The 15,895-nt window shown below is 71.9% G+C and carries 11 protein-coding genes and 2 pseudogenes; 5 read left to right on the forward strand and 8 right to left on the reverse strand.

The window, feature by feature from the left end:
* Positions 1 to 232: 232 nt before the first annotated feature.
* The 3 genes and pseudogenes from ACIP4Z_RS02490 to ACIP4Z_RS02500 all read left to right on the forward strand — a co-directional run.
* Positions 233 to 1,477, forward strand: a pseudogene (locus tag ACIP4Z_RS02490) (transposase); the annotation flags it as partial.
* 533 nt (positions 1,478 to 2,010) lie between these two features.
* Positions 2,011 to 2,664, forward strand: coding sequence for a hypothetical protein (locus ACIP4Z_RS02495; RefSeq protein WP_401304453.1), 654 nt, complete (start codon positions 2,011 to 2,013; stop codon positions 2,662 to 2,664).
* Between the two features lie 116 nt (positions 2,665 to 2,780).
* Positions 2,781 to 3,526, forward strand: a pseudogene (locus tag ACIP4Z_RS02500) (transposase); the annotation flags it as partial.
* A gap of 252 nt (positions 3,527 to 3,778) precedes the next feature.
* Here the strand turns inward: ACIP4Z_RS02500 and ACIP4Z_RS02505 are convergent.
* The 7 genes from ACIP4Z_RS02505 to hrcA form a co-directional block, all read right to left on the reverse strand.
* On the reverse strand, positions 3,779 to 4,306 hold the full coding sequence (locus ACIP4Z_RS02505; RefSeq protein WP_401304456.1) for an NUDIX domain-containing protein: 528 nt from the start codon (positions 4,304 to 4,306) through the stop codon (positions 3,779 to 3,781).
* Between the two features lie 322 nt (positions 4,307 to 4,628).
* Positions 4,629 to 7,967 carry a S41 family peptidase gene (locus tag ACIP4Z_RS02510; RefSeq protein WP_401304458.1) on the reverse strand — a complete coding sequence of 1,113 codons (3,339 nt, stop codon included), beginning with the start codon at positions 7,965 to 7,967 and terminating at the stop codon, positions 4,629 to 4,631.
* 22 nt (positions 7,968 to 7,989) lie between these two features.
* The gene (locus ACIP4Z_RS02515; RefSeq protein WP_401304461.1) at positions 7,990 to 8,334 is read right to left on the reverse strand and encodes a hypothetical protein; all 345 of its coding nucleotides are present in this window, start codon (positions 8,332 to 8,334) and stop codon (positions 7,990 to 7,992) included.
* Positions 8,335 to 8,471: 137 nt separating this feature from the next.
* Positions 8,472 to 9,206: a 16S rRNA (uracil(1498)-N(3))-methyltransferase gene (locus tag ACIP4Z_RS02520; protein ID WP_391047518.1), complete on the reverse strand. Its 735-nt coding sequence runs from the start codon at positions 9,204 to 9,206 to the stop codon at positions 8,472 to 8,474.
* Positions 9,203 to 10,276 carry a nitronate monooxygenase gene (locus ACIP4Z_RS02525; protein WP_391047520.1) on the reverse strand — a complete coding sequence of 358 codons (1,074 nt, stop codon included), beginning with the start codon at positions 10,274 to 10,276 and terminating at the stop codon, positions 9,203 to 9,205. Before ACIP4Z_RS02525 ends, ACIP4Z_RS02520 begins: the two co-directional genes overlap by 4 nt.
* Positions 10,277 to 10,546: 270 nt before the next feature.
* Positions 10,547 to 11,680, reverse strand: coding sequence for a molecular chaperone DnaJ (gene dnaJ, locus ACIP4Z_RS02530; protein WP_355348854.1), 1,134 nt, complete (start codon positions 11,678 to 11,680; stop codon positions 10,547 to 10,549).
* A complete protein-coding gene (gene hrcA, locus ACIP4Z_RS02535) occupies positions 11,681 to 12,697 on the reverse strand; it encodes a heat-inducible transcriptional repressor HrcA (RefSeq protein ID WP_355348857.1) in 1,017 nt (338 codons plus the stop codon).
* Between the two features lie 263 nt (positions 12,698 to 12,960).
* On the opposite strand from hrcA, the gene ACIP4Z_RS02540 reads away from it, so the two are divergent.
* Positions 12,961 to 13,713 carry an MBL fold metallo-hydrolase gene (locus tag ACIP4Z_RS02540; protein WP_391047523.1) on the forward strand — a complete coding sequence of 251 codons (753 nt, stop codon included), beginning with the start codon at positions 12,961 to 12,963 and terminating at the stop codon, positions 13,711 to 13,713.
* Between the two features lie 23 nt (positions 13,714 to 13,736).
* On the forward strand, positions 13,737 to 14,561 hold the full coding sequence (locus tag ACIP4Z_RS02545) for a DUF3097 domain-containing protein (protein ID WP_355348863.1): 825 nt from the start codon (positions 13,737 to 13,739) through the stop codon (positions 14,559 to 14,561).
* A gap of 22 nt (positions 14,562 to 14,583) precedes the next feature.
* Here ACIP4Z_RS02545 and hemW read toward each other — a convergent pair whose 3' ends face one another.
* Positions 14,584 to 15,816, reverse strand: coding sequence for a radical SAM family heme chaperone HemW (gene hemW, locus ACIP4Z_RS02550; RefSeq protein ID WP_355348866.1), 1,233 nt, complete (start codon positions 15,814 to 15,816; stop codon positions 14,584 to 14,586).
* Positions 15,817 to 15,895 lie beyond the last annotated feature (79 nt).

The following is a 15,895-nucleotide window of genomic DNA, read 5'->3' on the forward strand; positions in this document are numbered from 1 at the left end:
GCCTTGGCTGGTCGTCTCTCGCGATTCTCACGACCACAGCCTGCCATTACGGGGCCCGCTTGTTCGAAGCCGGACGTTAAACGACAAGCTGAGCTTGTTCTTTATGGTCTGACCTCGAACAGTGCCCCGAACGTGATCACTCATACAGGGATTCTGGGGATGTGAACACGGCCTCCGTCTGATCATGTGCTCCGACCAAAGAGGCACTTGACCAGTAAGAAGGCCATGGGGAATGAGTCTGTTGCATCACGATGTCCGGCGCGAAGCGTACGCGGTGGCATCACACTTCCGGAACGACTTCTTCGACTGTCTGACCGCGCGCGGGGCCGACCGATCGACGCGGTGCTGTGCGCGGACGGGCCGGTGACCACGCCGGTGAATCTGACGCTGACGGCCGAACACCGGCGTGGGACGGTCCTCGGACCAGTTCATCCCCGGCTGGCCGTACTCCTTCGTCGCCGCCCTCGAATCGGGCCGGACGTCTTGGTGCCAGCTCCTGGACGCCGTCCGTCTCGGACCCGAGGACAACGTCGCCGAGGTCACCGCCGCCCAACTCCGCCGGGTCGTCACGGACCTGATCGAGATAAGCCGCTGGCACTTCGGCGATCGCGACATCCTCATCGTCTTCGACGCCGCTTACGACGCCCCGCGCATGGCCCACCTCCTGGCCGGCCTCCCGGTCGAGGTGCTGGGGCGGATGCGCTCCGACCGCGTCATGCGACGGCCGACGCCCTCGCTCAAGAAGTACGCCCTGTCCTACCCCCATGGCGGGCGACCGCCGAAGCACGGCAAGGAGCTCCGTTTCGCCAAGCCGGAGACCTGGGGCGAGCCGGACGCGGCAACCGAGCAGGTCACCGACCGGTACGGCACCGCCCGCGCGATGGCCTGGGACCGCATCCACCCCCGTCTGACCACCCGCTCCGCCTGGATCGACTACACCGGCGAACTCCCCGTCATCGAAGGCACATTGATCCGCCTCCAGGTCGACCGCCTGCCCGGCGGAGGCGACCCACTCCCGCTCTGGCTCTGGTCGTCCGCCACTGGCCTGAACAGCGAGGACGTCGACGTGCGCTGGCAGGCGTTCTTGAGGAGGTTCGACATCGAGCACCTCCTCAGGCTGATGAAACAGACCCTCGGGTGGACCCGTCCGAAGCTGCGAACCCCCGAGGCCGACGAGCGCTGGACCTGGCTGATCATCGCCGCCCACACCCAGATCCGCCTCCTGCGCGAGGCCGCCGCCGACTTACGCCACCCCTGGGAGAAGCCCGCCGGGCCCGGCCGACTCACCCCGGCCCAAGTCCGCCGGGGGTTCAGGAACCTCCGCCCGAACCTGCCTTGCCCGGCGCATGCACCCAAACCAAGCCAGCCGGGCCCCGGCAGGCCACCCGGCTCGAAAAACCGGCACCCCACCACCCGCTACGACGTGGGCAAGACCACCAGACGCCCCGAAAGCATCATCGAACGCGATCAGCTCAGAGACGGAGTACAACGTCAGAATGGAACAGCCAGCCCGGCCTCGCGCAATCGAAGCAGTGCCACGTCCATGCACTCGGCGACCGAGGCCCCGTCCGCCCTCATCCCACCGCCCAGCGGCCCACCTGAAGCAGCGAACGTCCACGCCGGCTGACCGTCACGCATGCGCTCCGCGTCGACCCGGATCATGGCACCGACTCCCTGCTCGCCAAGCCACTCCAGGATGGACAGCGTCACGTCCTCGATGCCGCTGTCCAGATCCGCCTTGGGCCGCCGCCCCATCCCCTTGGCCATGACCACAACCCTACTCAGCAGCTGAACGAGTCGTGTCACGCACTCTCAAAGCGGCTCAGACCATAAAGAACAAGCTGAGCTTGCCATTTAATGTCCGGGGGATCATCGAGTCGGTGTCCCGGAAGCTCGGACCGGTATTGCGGTGTGCCCGAGAGTGTTGTGGTCACGCCAGTGGGCATCGCTACTGCTGGCGGGCGGGCCCTGGGCCCGGATCCTGTATCGCGGCTCGGTAGCGTCACCCTGGTGGACCTTAATCTTTTCAACAGCGTGCCCAATGGCCTGACGCCACGCGCCCGGTCGTTCGTCAGCTCGCACGGCGTCAAAGTAGACCTCCGATCCGTCGAGGTGCACAGGCAGTGGTGGCTGGAGCGAGCTATTCCAGCAGCGACGATCGAACGGATGGCGGCGTGTCAAGAACGTTGGGGCGGTCTGCTCCTGCCGCCTGCATCGCAGTACGACGGCGGCCCCAAGTTCTTCGATCCGGACTCGCCGGAAGGCTCTGCCTCCGAAGGGTGGTGGTTCGAAGCCGGACCGCAGCGTACCGCCGTCCCTTACTCGTTCATGATCGGACCAAATGATGAGTTCGGCATCCATGCGGACCGTTGGACGCCACTCCACGCGACCGTCGAGGGCTGGGTGGAGTCGCTCGCGCTGACTCACCACGCATCCATGTGGGCAAAGCAGATCACCAAGGTCACGGGCGATGATGTCGACGGCATCGACCTGGACGCCTACGAGCCGGTAGTAGAGGTGCGGGGCCTGGCCGACACGTGGTGGCGGGGAAGCGAATCGTTGGTGGCGATGTACACGGGTGAGGCTGAATCCCTCTCCTTTCCCAGAGCACGCACCGCGCTGATCTATTCGGGCCTGGACGACTGGGGACTGCGAGGTGGTTGAGGACGTCAGTGCCTGAGCGCTTCAAGAGGGGCGGCTTCCACCCAAACGGGGATTCTCCGGACGAAGGGTCGGCCTTCGCATAATCCTGAACTCAGCTACGGGGAACAGGGTTCGACATGGAGGCCGCAGTGCCGGGTTTGCTCCACCAGGACGCCCGCCAGCAGGCATTCGCGAGACTGTCACGCTTTCGGGGCGATTTCTACGACTCCCTCACCGCGCGGGGTGACGCGCTGTTCGAGCTGGCGGACGCGTTGCTGTGCACGGACGGACCGGTCAAGACCTTGGTGGACCTGTCATTGGCGCCCGAGCACCGACGCGGACACGGCTCCCTCTATGTCGCGCTGAACAACGGTGCAGTCGACGGGACCGGCTGCGACGGCGGTTGGCCGAGCTGCCGCGGGCGGCCGACGGCCGCCTGATCTTGGCGGTGGCAGTGAGCCCGTGGCTGCGGCCGGTCGCCGGCACCGCGCCGGACCGTTCGTTCTGCCACACCTACGGACGGGACAAGGACGAGCACCGGATGATCCCAGGCTGGCCCTACTCGATCGTCGTCGCCCTGGAGAGCGGCCGGACCTCGTGGACCGCACCTCTGGACGCGGTCCGCCTCGAACCCGGCGCCGACGTCTGCGCCGTCACGGTCGCCCAGCTCCGCCGAGTCGTGGAGGAACTGGTCACAGCCGGGCGACCGCCCAAATATGGTGGTGAGTTCGTCTTCGGACAGCCCGACACCTGGAGCCAGGAACACGCGGTGACCGTCACCGAGACCCGACTCTACGGGAAGGCCACCGCCCGGGCCTGGGACCGGCTCCATCCCCGCCTCACGAAACGGGCGGCCTGGCTCGACCACGACGGCGAGCTGCCCCGTGCACCCAAACCGACCCGACCAGGACCAGGACGCCCTCCTGCCTCGAAGAACAGCACCATCGCCACCCGCCACGACGTGGGAAGAGTCCTCGCAACCGGCGAGCCGCACCAACGACCGGCCCATGCCTGCGTTTCGTCACTCGGTAAGGCCCATTTCGTCGGTACCTCTGGGTGGGGTCCGGGCCCTGCGCGACTGGCCGTCCGCCCAGGGCAGGCGAGGGGTGCGGGCCGGGCGGGGAGGGGTGGAGGGTTATGAGGGAGGACGGGGATCGGGTGAGGGTGCCGGGGGCCAGCCGTGGAGGGAGATGGCCAGGCCGCCGTCGAGGTAGGAGCGGAGGGCGAGGTCGGTGGACGGGACCATGGGGGTGGGGAGGTCGGTGACGGGCGTCCAGCGGACCTGGCTGTGCTTGCCGGGCTCGCGGTTCTCCGGCTGGCCGTGCCAGGTGCGGGTGGCGAAGACCACGGTGAGGAACCCGGCCGGGGACTCCACGCCCCACGCGCCGTGCACGACGTGAGCGAGAGCCAGATCGCCGGGGTCGACGGTGAGGCCGGTCTCCTCGTACAGCTCGCGCACGGCCGTGGCGGTGACCGGCTCCCCCGGGTCGCTCTTGCCGACCGGGAGGTCCCACATGCCCTGGCCGAATTTGGACCGCTCACCGCGCTGGAGCAGCAGGACCCGGTCGGCAACGGTGTCGTGGACGATGACGGCCGCGACGAGCAACGTCATGGAGTCGACAGCGGGCGGCAGCGCCGGGGGTCGGTCGCCAGGCTGAGACATCGGGGCTCCCTTCATACGGACCGGCACGGACAGATGAGGCATGCGGGGACCTCGGGTCCTCCCCTCCTGGCCCCCCTCCCCCGGCCACCCCCACCGGACAGGCGGACGCCGACGTACCGGAAGGGGACGGGCCGGGGTGCCCCCGCAGAAATGCGGTGACAGGAAGGGTGCCGGATACAGGAGACCAGGCAGCCGCATTTCGAGGAGGTGCCCCGGACCGGCACCGACCAGGCACAAGCGGCACCCGCAGACGAAGAAAACACCCGCACGGGTGGGCGGGCGGGAAAAACCAGGCCCGAAGGGCCAACCACCGCCGACCCGATCAACCGCCCATACCCGGCAGCTCCGGCGGCCTCTTGGCCGGAGACTCCTCCAGGGCGGCAAGCGCCATGCCCACGGCAGTGTCAAGCTGCGGATCCCGCCCGCCAACCGAATCCTGCGGAGCGTGAACAACCTCGACGTCCGGATCAACCCCATGGTTCTCGACGCCCCAGCCGTACCCCTCCAACCAGAAGGCGTACTTCGGCTGCGTGACAGCCGTCCCGTCGACCAGGTGGTACCGGTTGTCGATGCCGATGACCCCGCCCCAGGTGCGGGTACCGACCACAGGCCCGATGCCGAGAGCCCGAATCGCGGCGTTGACGATATCCCCGTCGGACCCGGAGAACTCGTTGGCGACAGCCACAATCGGCCCCCGCGGGGCATCCTGCGGATAGCTGACCGGGTGCGCGTCGCGCGGCAGGTCCCAGCCGACGACCCGACGCGCCAGCTTCTCCACGACGAGCTGCGACGTATGGCCGCCGCGGTTCTCGCGGACATCCACGACCAGGCCCTCGCGGGCGACCTCGACGCGCAGGTCGCGGTGGAGCTGCGCCCAGCCGCTGCCGACCATGTCGGGCACGTGCAGATAGCCCAGCCGCCCGCCGGACGCGCGGTGGACGTGGGCGCGGCGGCCGGCGACCCAGTCGTGGTAGCGCAGCGGTTCCTCGTCGGCGAGCGGTACGGCCACGACATGGCGTACGGGGCCGCCCGCGGCGGGGGCGACGGTCAGTTCCACCGGCTTGCCCGCGGTGCCGACCAGCAGCGGTCCCGGTCCCGTCACCGGGTCGACGCGGTGGCCGTCCACCGCCAGCAGGAGGTCGCCCGCGCGGACGGCGACGCCCGGCGCGGCCAGCGGGGAGCGGGCGTACGGGTCGGAGGACTCGCCGGGCAGCACCCGGTCGATCCGCCAACCGCCGTCCTCCGTACGGGAGATGTCCGCGCCGAGCAGACCCTGCCGGTGCAGCGGGTCGAAGTGGCCGCCGGACGGGATGACGTAGGCGTGCGAGGTGCCCAGCTCGCCGTGCAGCTCCCACAGCAGGTCGATCAGGTCGTCGTGGGTGGCGATTCGGTCGAGCAGCGGCCGGTAGCGCTCGCCCGCCGCCGCCCAGTCGACGCCGCCCATGTCGGCGCGCCAGAAGTTGTCGCGCATGAGCCGGTGCGTCTCGTCGTACATCTGCCGCCACTCGTCCTGCGGGCGGACGGTGACCCGGACCCGGGTCAGGTCGACGGTGACGGAGCCGCCGGACTCGTCGTCCGCGTCGGACTTGCTGTCGGCGGGCGTGATCCGCAGCCGCGATCCGTTGGTGAGCAGCACCTTGGCGCCGTCGCCGGTGACCGCGAAGGCGTCGGCGTCGTCGGCGATCTCCTCGATACGGAGCTGCGCCAGGTCGTACCGCTCCAGCACGGTGTTGGGCGGCTGGGCGTCCGGGGTGGCCAGGGCCGCGCCGAGCGCGCCGACCAGCGGGTGGCGCAGCCACAGCACACCGCCCTTGGCGGCGCGCAGCCCCGAGTAGTGCCCGGCCTCGACGGGGAAGGGCACGATCCGGTCGGCCAGGCCCTCCAGGTCGACGCGGGTGACGGGCGTACGCGGCCGGTCGTCCTTCTTGCCCTCGCCGCCGCTCTCCTTCCCCGCGCCGTCCTGCTCCTCCTTGGCCGGGCCGTCCTGGTCGTCCTCGTCGGCGTCGTACGGGCGGCCGTGGCGCTGCGGGCCGAACGGCGAGGGCGTCGTCGCGCACAGCGTGATCAGGTGCGGGCGGCAGGCGTTGGGGAAGGACAGGTCGAAGACGTGCGCGTCGTAGACCGGGTCGAAGGCGCGCTCGGACAGGAACGCCAGGTGGCGGCCGTCGGTGGTGAAGGCGGGCGCGAAGTCGTTGAACCGCAGCGGGGTCGCGTCGGCCACCGACAGGTCGGCGGTGGCGGCGATCTTCAACTGCCGCAGTTCGCCGGGGCCCGGCTGCGACCAGGCGAGCCAGGCCGAGTCGGGTGAGAAGGCGAGGCCGGACGCGTCGCCCGAGTCGCCCGCGATCACCTCGCGCACCTCGCCGGTCTGCGTCTCGACCAGCAGCACCCGGCCGTCGTGCGAGGCGACGGCGATGCGGTGGCCGTCCGGCGAGACCTCCATGTGCAGCACCCGGCCCAGGCGGCCCGCGGCGAGCCTGCGCGGCGCGGTGCCGGCCGGCAGGCCGACGGCGGGGGCGACCTCCAGGGCGTCCTCGCCGTCCGCGTCGGTGACCCACACCACCTGCTGCTCGCCGTCGGCGCCGCCCTGCCCGAACACCCGCGGCAGCCGGGTACGGACGCCGGGGTCGGCCGCCAACGCCCGTGCCGGGCCGCCGCGGTGGGTCAGCCAGTGCGTGGTGCCGCGGATCTCCAGGGCGCTGCCCCGGCCGGTGTGGTCGGGGCGCGCGTCCCCGAGGTACCGGGCGGCGCGTACGGGGTACGGCCGCAGGTCGGCGCGCTGGCCGCCGAGGCGTACCTCGATCTCGCGCGGTGCCGCGTCGGCGTCGGTCAGGTCGTCCAGCAGGTGGACGCGGCCCCCGGCCATGTACGCCACGCGGGCGCCGTCGGTGGCGGCCTGCCGGGCGTAGAAGCCGTCGATGCCGTCCGCGGGGGTGTGGCGGCGCAGGCCGGTGCCGTCGGGCAGGCTCGAATAGAGCGCTCCGGCGCCCTCGTGGTCGGACAGGAACGCGATGCGGTCGCCGACCCACATCGGGCACTCGATGTTGCCGTCGAGGTCCTGGTGCACCCGCTCGAAGGCGCCGTCGCCCGCGCGGTCGATCCACAACTTGCCCGCCGTGCCGCCGCGGTAGCGCTTCCAGTGCGCGGCTTCCCTGCTCATCGTCGGCGACTGGATCAGCACCGCGCCGTCCGGGCCGTACGCGAGATCGCCGACCGGACCGTACGGCAGGGTCCGCGCGGGCCCGCCGTCCAGCGGCACCGCCCGCGCCCATGTCCGCCGCGAGGACGCCTCGCCGTACGGCGTGACCGCGACCAGCTCGCCGTCCGGCGTCCACGTCCGCACGGCCGTCCGTACGTTGCCCCAGTACGTCAACCGGCTGGCCTGGCCGCCCTCCAGGGGCGCGGCGTGCACCTCGGGCGCCCCGTCCCTGGTCGACGTCCACGCCACCCACTCGCCGTCGGGCGAGACCCTGGGCCGTCCGACCGGCATGTTGTCCGCGCTCACCCGCCACGCCCGGCCGCCGTCCAGCGGCGCGACCCACACATCGTCCTCGGCGGCGAACGCGAGGAAGTCGCCGTGCGGGTGCGGGTGTCGGAGGTAGGAGGGCTGCGGCGCGCTCGGGCGCGGCTGCCGCGTCACGTGCTGGTCGTGGTCGGTCACCACGCCAGCCTAGCGACGGCGATCATGTCTTCGCCGAGCAGTTTCCGAGACCTCGTACGTCGAAGACGGTCTTCTTTCCGACCACCGCGGTCAGGTGGCCCTGGACGCACTTGTCGTCCAACTGCTTGGTCACCGTGCCCTTTACGGTGATCTTCTCGTCGTGGTCGGTCCGGCCGAGGCAGTCGACGTCGTCCTCGGTCCTGCCCGTCGTCGCGCTGCACGACAGCCAACTCACGTCAATGTTGTCCTTCTTGAGCGCCCGCGTCGCCAACTGGTCGGTCGTCGCCGACACCGCGCTCGCCCCCAGCCCGTCCGCCGGGTCGCATCCGCTGATCGTCATCGCCATGAGGGCGGCCGTCACGGCCATCCCCCCGGCTCCCCATGTCCCCATTCGTCCCATCCCCCCAACCTCCGCCCGCGACCGCCCTCCCGTAAATCCCCCGAAGGCAGGACCTTCCCCTTACGGGTGGCTGCCCCGCCCGTAAGGCCGGGTGGGTCGGAAGGTCAGGACCAGCGGCCGGTGCGGGCGAGGAGGACGGAGGCGGCGGCCACCCCGGCGGTGGAGGTGCGCAGGACGGTGGGGCCCAGGCGGTAGGCGGTGGCGGCGAGCGTGGCGATCTCCTCGGCGGAGACCCCGCCTTCCGGCCCGACGACGAGTACGACGGACCCGGACGCGGGCAGCGCGGCGGAGGCCAGCGCGGCCGAGCCCTCCTCATGGAGGACCCCGGCGAATTCGGCGCCGGCCAACAGCCCGGCGACCTGACGGGTCGTCATCAGGTCCGCCACGGAGGGAAACCGCAGGCGCCGCGCCTGCTTGGCGGCCTCCCGCGCGGTGGACCGCCACTTCGCCAGGGCCTTGGCGCCCCGGTCACCGCGCCACTGGGTGACACAGCGGGCCGCCGCCCAGGGAACGACGGCGTCGACCCCGGCCTCCGTCATGGTCTCGACGGCCAGCTCCCCGCGGTCCCCCTTGGGCAGCGCCTGGACGACGGTGATCCGCACGGCGGGCTCGGGTTCGACCCGCGTCTCGCGTACCTCGACGTCGAGCACGTCCTTGCCGGAGACGGCGGCGACCACCCCGTACGCCCCGCGCCCGCCCCCGTCCGTGAGGACGATCGCCTCGCCGGGCGTGAGGCGGCGCACGGAGACCGCGTGCCGCCCCTCGGGCCCGGTGAGGGTGACGGTGGACGGGGAGCCGTCCAGCGCGGCGGGTTCGACCAGGAAGACGGGGGCCGTCATGCGAGCGCCTCCCGGGCGGCGTGGAGTTCTTCGACGAGGAGTTCGACCAGGCGCCCGGCGGAGACGTCACGGGCCAGCCGGTGACCCTGACCGGCCCACAGGGCCATGCCCTGCGGATCGCCCGCCGCGGCGGCGGCCTTGCGCAGCCCGGAGGTGAGGTGGTGGATCTGCGGGTATCCGGGCGGCGCGTACGGCCCGTGCTCGCGGATGAAGCGGTTGAGCAGCCCGCGCGCGGGCCGCCCGGAGAAGGCGCGGGTCAGTTCGGTGCGGGCGAAGACCGGATCGGTGACGGCCCGCTTGTGCAGCGGACTCGCCCCGGACTCCGGGCAGACCAGGAACGCCGTGCCGAGCTGCGCCGCGTCCGCGCCCGCCGCGAGCACCGCCGCGACCTGCCCGCCGCGCATCAGCCCGCCCGCCGCGATCAGCGGCAGCTGCACGGCCTCGCGTACCTGCGGCACCAGCGACAGCAGCCCGAAACCCGCGCCGTCGAGCTGCGGGTCGTCGCGGTGGGTGCCCTGGTGGCCGCCCGCCTCCACACCCTGGACGCACACCGCGTCCGCCCCCGACCACTGCGCGGCCAGCGCCTCGGACGGCGAGGTGACCGTCACGACCGTGTACGTACCGGCCTTCGCGAAGGCGTCGAGCACCGAGCGCTCCGGACACCCGAAGGTGAAGCTCACCATCGGCACCGGGTCCTCCAGCAGGATCGCGACCTTCGCGTCGTACGCGTCGTCGGTCCCGCTGTCCGGGTCGCCCAGCGGCGTCCCGTACCAGGCGGACTCCCCCGCCAGCTGCTCGGCGTACACCGCGACCGCGGACGGATCGGCCGTCGCGGGCTGCGGCATGAACAGATTCACCCCGAACGGGTGCGAGCTGAGATGCCGGACCTGCCGGATCTCCTCGTACATCGCCTCGGAGGTCTTGTACCCGGCGGCCAGGAAGCCCAGGCCGCCCGCCGCCCCCACGGCCGCGGCGAGCTGCGGATTCGACGCGCCTCCGGCCATCGGCGCCTGAATGATCGGATACGCCGAGAACGACGAGAGATCGGTCAACGCGGACATGACGTTCATCGTGCCATGCCGCCTCCCGGCGAGGTGCGGTACCCCGTGCGGGGCGCGGCCCCCGCGTCCGCCTCACGTGAGGCGGTGCCTCGTTTTTCAGGGGCGCGGGCAACCGCGCGACATGCCCCCGCCGGGCCGGTGGTCCGAGGACATACCGATCCGCCCCTCTGGGGCCGCTGTTGACCCGCGGGAGCCATTCGGCCGGTCCGCGGTTCCCCGCGCCCCTGAAAAGACCGGCTCACCCCCCGCAGGGGAATCCTCGTGCGGAGCGCGGGCGCGCTACCGCCCGTTGAAGGCGTCCTTGAGACGGGAGAAGAGGCCCTGCTGGCCCGGCGCGAACTGCCCCAGGGGCCGCTCCTCGCCGCGCAGCACGGCGAGCTGCCGCAGCAGATTCTCCTGCTCGGCGTCGAGCTTGCTGGGGGTGAGGACTTCGACGTGCACGACGAGGTCGCCGCGCCCGCCGCCGCGCAGGTGCGTGACACCGCGCTGGTGGAGCGGGATGGACTGGCCGGACTGCGTGCCGGGCCTGATGTCGATCTCCTCCAGGCCGTCCAGCGTCTCCAGCGGGCACTTGGTGCCGAGGGACGCGGCCGTCATCGGGATGGTGACCGTGCAGTGCAGGTCGTCGCCACGCCGCTGGAAGACCGGGTGCGGGACCTCGCGGATCTCGACGTAGAGGTCACCGGCCGGGCCGCCGCCGGGGCCGACCTCGCCCTCGCCCGCGAGCTGGATACGTGTGCCATTGTCGACACCCGCGGGGATCTTGACGGTGAGCGTACGGCGGGAGCGGACCCGGCCGTCGCCCGCGCACTCGGGGCAGGGGGTGGGCACGACGGTGCCGAAGCCCTGGCACTGCGGGCAGGGCCTGGACGTCATGACCTGGCCAAGGAAGGACCGGGTGACCTGGGAGACCTCGCCGCGACCGCGGCACATGTCGCAGGTCTGCGCGGCGGTGCCGGGCGCGGCCCCCTCGCCGTTGCAGGTGCCGCAGGTCACGGCGGTGTCGACCTGGATGTCCTTGGTGGTGCCGAACGCGGCCTCGTCCAGCTCGATCTCCAGCCGGATCATCGCGTCCTGGCCGCGCCGGGTGCGCGAGCGCGGCCCGCGCTGCTGCGACTGCCCGAAGAAGGCGTCCATGATGTCGCTGAAGTTGCCGAAGCCCGCGCCGAAGCCGCCCGCGCCGCCTCCGCCACCGGCGGCCAGCGGATCGCCGCCGAGGTCGTAGACCTGCTTCTTCTGCGGGTCGGAGAGCACCTCGTAGGCGGCGTTGATCTCCTTGAACCGCTCCTGCGTCTTGGGGTCCGGATTGACGTCCGGGTGCAGCTCACGGGCGAGCCGGCGGAACGCCTTCTTGATCTCGTCCGGGCCTGCGTCGCGGCGCACGCCGAGAACGGCGTAGTAGTCCGTGGCCACTTACGACTCCGCCAGGATCTGTCCGACGTAACGTGCCACTGCGCGTACCGCTCCCATCGTTCCGGGGTAGTCCATGCGGGTCGGTCCGACCACGCCGAGTTTGGCGACTGCCTCGTCGCCCGAACCGTAGCCGACCGCCACCACCGAAGTGGAATTGAGCCCCTCGTGAAAATTCTCATGACCGATCCGTACGGTCATGCCCGAATCCTTGGCCTCGCCGAGCAGTTTGAGGAGCACCATCTGCTCTTCGAGTGCTTCGAGCACCGGCCGGATCGTCAGCGGGAAGTCGTGGTTGAACCGGGTGAGATTCGCCGCGCCGCCGAGCATGATCCGCTCCTCGGTCTCCTCGACGAGCGTTTCGAGGAGCGTGGCGAGCACGGCGGTGACCGCGGGGCGGTCGTCCGGGTCGAAGCCGTCCGGCAGGTCCTGGACCAGCGGGGGCACGTCCGCGAAGCGGCGGCCGACGACCCGGCTGTTGAGCCGGGCGCGCAGGTCGCCGAGCACGGTCTCGCCGATCGGCGCGGAGCAGTCGATGAGCCGCTGTTCGACCCGGCCGGTGTCGGTGATCAGCACGAGCATCACGCGGGCGGGCGCCAGCGGCAGCAGTTCCACGTGCCGGACCGACGAGCGGGTCAGCGACGGGTACTGCACGACGGCGACCTGCCGGGTGAGCTGCGCGAGCAGCCGTACCGTACGGCCGACCACGTCATCGAGGTCGACCGCGCCGTCCAGGAAGTTCTGGATCGCGCGGCGCTCGGCCGACGACAGCGGTTTGACGCCCGCGAGCTTGTCGACGAAGAGCCGGTAGCCCTTGTCGGTGGGAATGCGGCCAGCGCTGGTGTGCGGCTGGGCGATGTATCCCTCGTCCTCCAGGACCGCCATGTCGTTGCGCACGGTGGCGGGCGAGACGCCCAGCCGGTGCCGTTCGGTGAGCGCCTTGGAGCCGACCGGCTCCTCGGTCCCGACATAGTCCTGGACGATGGCACGCAGCACTTCGAGCCTGCGTTCGCTCAGCATCGCGCACCTCCAGCCGTATGGCCTCGTCCGTCTACCGGTCCTTAAAACCGCCCTGGCCTGGCACTCCTGCGTTTCGAGTGCCAGCCGCCCCGCAGCAAGTGTACGGCGAGGTAGCGAGGGCGAGGCAAGGGCACCGTACGGGTGGGCGAAGTGTGGCGGGATGGGCGGCGGTACGAGGCGACGGAGCGGCGGTCGGCGACGGGCGGCAGGGGACGGCGGAGGACGACGGGCGGCGCGGGCGCGGCGGCGATAGCGTCGGTCACGTGAGATCTGCGGAACCGGCGGAGCCGGTGGAGGGCACGGGGTGGGAGCAGCTGGCTCCCGGTGTCGCGCGGCGGCGGCTGCCGCATCTGGATGTGACCATCGGACTGGTGGTCGGCGACGACGGTGTGCTGCTGGTCGACACCGGCTCCACGCTGCGGGAGGGCGCCGAGCTGCGGGCCCAGGTCGAGGCGCTGACCGGCCGGACCGTCACCCATGTCGCGCTCACCCACGGCCACTTCGACCACGTCTTCGGCACGGCGGCCTTCCCCGGCGCCGAGGTGTACGGGCAGACGTCGCTGGCCGCGCTGCTGCGGCGCGAGCGGGAGGCGCTGCGCGAGTCGGCGGTCGCCTTCGGCACCGACCCGGCGGAGGCGGCGCGGGCCGCCGAGGCCCTGGTGCTGCCCGGCCACCCGGTCAGCGGTGAGTACGCCCTGGACCTGGGCCGCGACCGTCCGGTGCTGCTGGTCCACCCCGGCCCCGGCCACACCCGCAACGACCTGGTGGTGGTCGTGCCGGGCGCCACCCCGAGCGATCCCGCCGTGGTCTTCTGCGGCGACCTGGTCGAGGAGTCGGGCGAGCCGCAGGCCGACGACGACGCGGCGCCCGACCGCTGGCCTGGCACCCTGGACGCGCTGCTCGCCCTCGGCGGCGAGACGGCCCGTTACGTGCCCGGCCACGGCGCGGTGGTCGACGCCCGCTTCGTACGGGCCCAGCGCGACGCGCTGGCGGCCCGCTTCGGGTCCGTCGCGTAGCCGCCCTGGTTACGATCTCCCTCATGCGCAGCAGGAGTTACGACGACCCCGACCTCACTCCCCCGTGGAAGCGGAGTACGCCCGCGCCCGAGGTGGCCGCGGAGCGGGATCTGGTGGTCGAGGAGGTCGGCACCGGTTTCTGCGGGGCCGTGGTGCGGGTGGAGAAGACCGCCGAGGGGCTGACGGTCACGCTGGAGGACCGCTTCGGCAAGCACCGCGTCTTCCCGATGGAGCCGCGCGGCTTCCTCATCGACGGCAAGCAGGTCACCCTCGTCCGCCCGCAGGCGCCGGGCCCGCGCGGGCCCCTGCTGTCCGCCTCCGGCTCGATCGCGGTCACCGGCGCGAAGGCGCGGGTGGCGCGCGCCGGACGGATCTACGTCGAGGGCCGGCACGACGCCGAGCTGGTCGAACGCGTCTGGGGGCACGACCTGCGCGTCGAGGGCGTCGTGGTCGAGTACCTGGAGGGGGTGGACGACCTCCCGGCCATCGTCGAGTCCTTCTCGCCGGGGCCCGACGCCCGCCTGGGCGTTCTGGTCGACCACCTGGTGCCGGGTTCCAAGGAGTCCCGTATCGCGGCGGCGGTCACCGGGGCGGACGTCCTGATCGTCGGCCACCCCTATATCGACGTGTGGGAGGCCGTGAAGCCGTCCTCCGTCGGCATCCGGGAGTGGCCGCGCGTCCCGCGCGGCGAGGACTGGAAGACGGGGGTCTGCCGCAGCCTCGGCTGGAACATGACGACGGGTGAGGCGTGGCAGCGGATCCTGGCCTCGGTCCACACCTACAAGGACCTCCAGCCGGAGCTGCTGGGCGCGGTGGAGCACTTGATCGACTTCGTGACGGCGCCGTAGGGAAGCCGCCCCGGGGCGGCTCCTAGTCGACCAGGTCCCTGACGACGGCGTCGGCCAGGAGTCGGCCGCGCAGGGTGAGGACGGCGCGGCCGTCCGCGTAAGGACCGGCCTCCAGGAGGCCGTCCGTTACCGCGCGGGCGGCGGCGCGGGCGCCCTCCTCGGCGAGGAGGTCGAGGGGGCAGCCGTCGGCGAGGCGCAGTTCCAGCAGGACGCGCTCGACGCGGCGGTCCTCCGCGGTGAGGATCTCCCGCCCGGCGCCGGGTGAGCGTCCTTCGCCGAGGGCCTGCGCGTAGGCGCCGGGGTGCTTGACGTTCCACCAGCGCACGCCGCCGACGTGGCTGTGGGCGCCGGGTCCCGCGCCCCACCAGTCGGCGCCGGTCCAGTACAGCTCGTTGTGGGTGCAGCGCCCGGCGGGGGTGGTGGCCCAGTTGGAGACCTCGTACCAGGTGAAGCCCGCGGCGGCCAGCCGCTCGTCCGCGATGAGGTAGCGGTCGGCGTGCACGTCGTCGTCGGTCATGGGCACCTCGCCGCGCCGGATCCGCCGGGCGAGCTGCGTGCCCTCCTCGACGATCAGCGCGTACGCGGACACGTGGTCGGGCCCCGCGGCGACGGCCGCGTCCAGGGAGGCGCGCCAGTCGTCGTCGGACTCCCCCGGCGTGCCGTAGATCAGGTCGAGGTTGACGTGCTCGAATCCGGCGGCGCGCGCCTCGGCGACGCATGCCTCGGGCCGCCCCGGGGTATGGGTGCGGTCCAGCACCTTCAGTACGTGCTGCCGCGCGCTCTGCATCCCGAACGACACCCGGTTGAAGCCGCCCGCGCGCAGTTCCGCGAGGTAGCCGGGGTCGACGGACTCCGGGTTGGCCTCGGTGGTGATCTCGGCGCCGTCGGCGAGGCCGAATTCGTCGCGGATCGCGGCCAGGGCGCGGACGAGGTCGGCGGCGGGCAGCAGCGTCGGGGTGCCGCCGCCGACGAAGACCGTCTCGACCGGACGCGGGTCGTCGCCCAGGACCTTCCTGGCCAGCCGGATCTCGTCGGTGAGCACGTCCGCGTAGTTCTCGCGGGAGGCGAGGGCGCCGCCCGAGCCGCGCAATTCGGTGGCGGTGTAGGTGTTGAAGTCGCAGTAGCCGCAGCGCGTCGCGCAGTACGGCACGTGCAGGTAGAAGCCGAGCGGCCGGTCCGCCGCCCCGTCGAGCGCGTGCGCGGGCAGCGTCCCGTCCGCGGGCACGGGCTCACCATCAGGCAGTACGGAAGGCATCTGTCCAGTATCCGGTACGCGCGAGGTGCCCGAATCCGCGCGGTCGCCGGCCTCGCTCGGGTCGCGGTCCCGGTCCCGG

This window comes from Streptomyces sp. NPDC088910, from assembly GCF_044749865.1.
Taxonomy (GTDB): Bacteria; Actinomycetota; Actinomycetes; order Streptomycetales; family Streptomycetaceae; genus Actinacidiphila.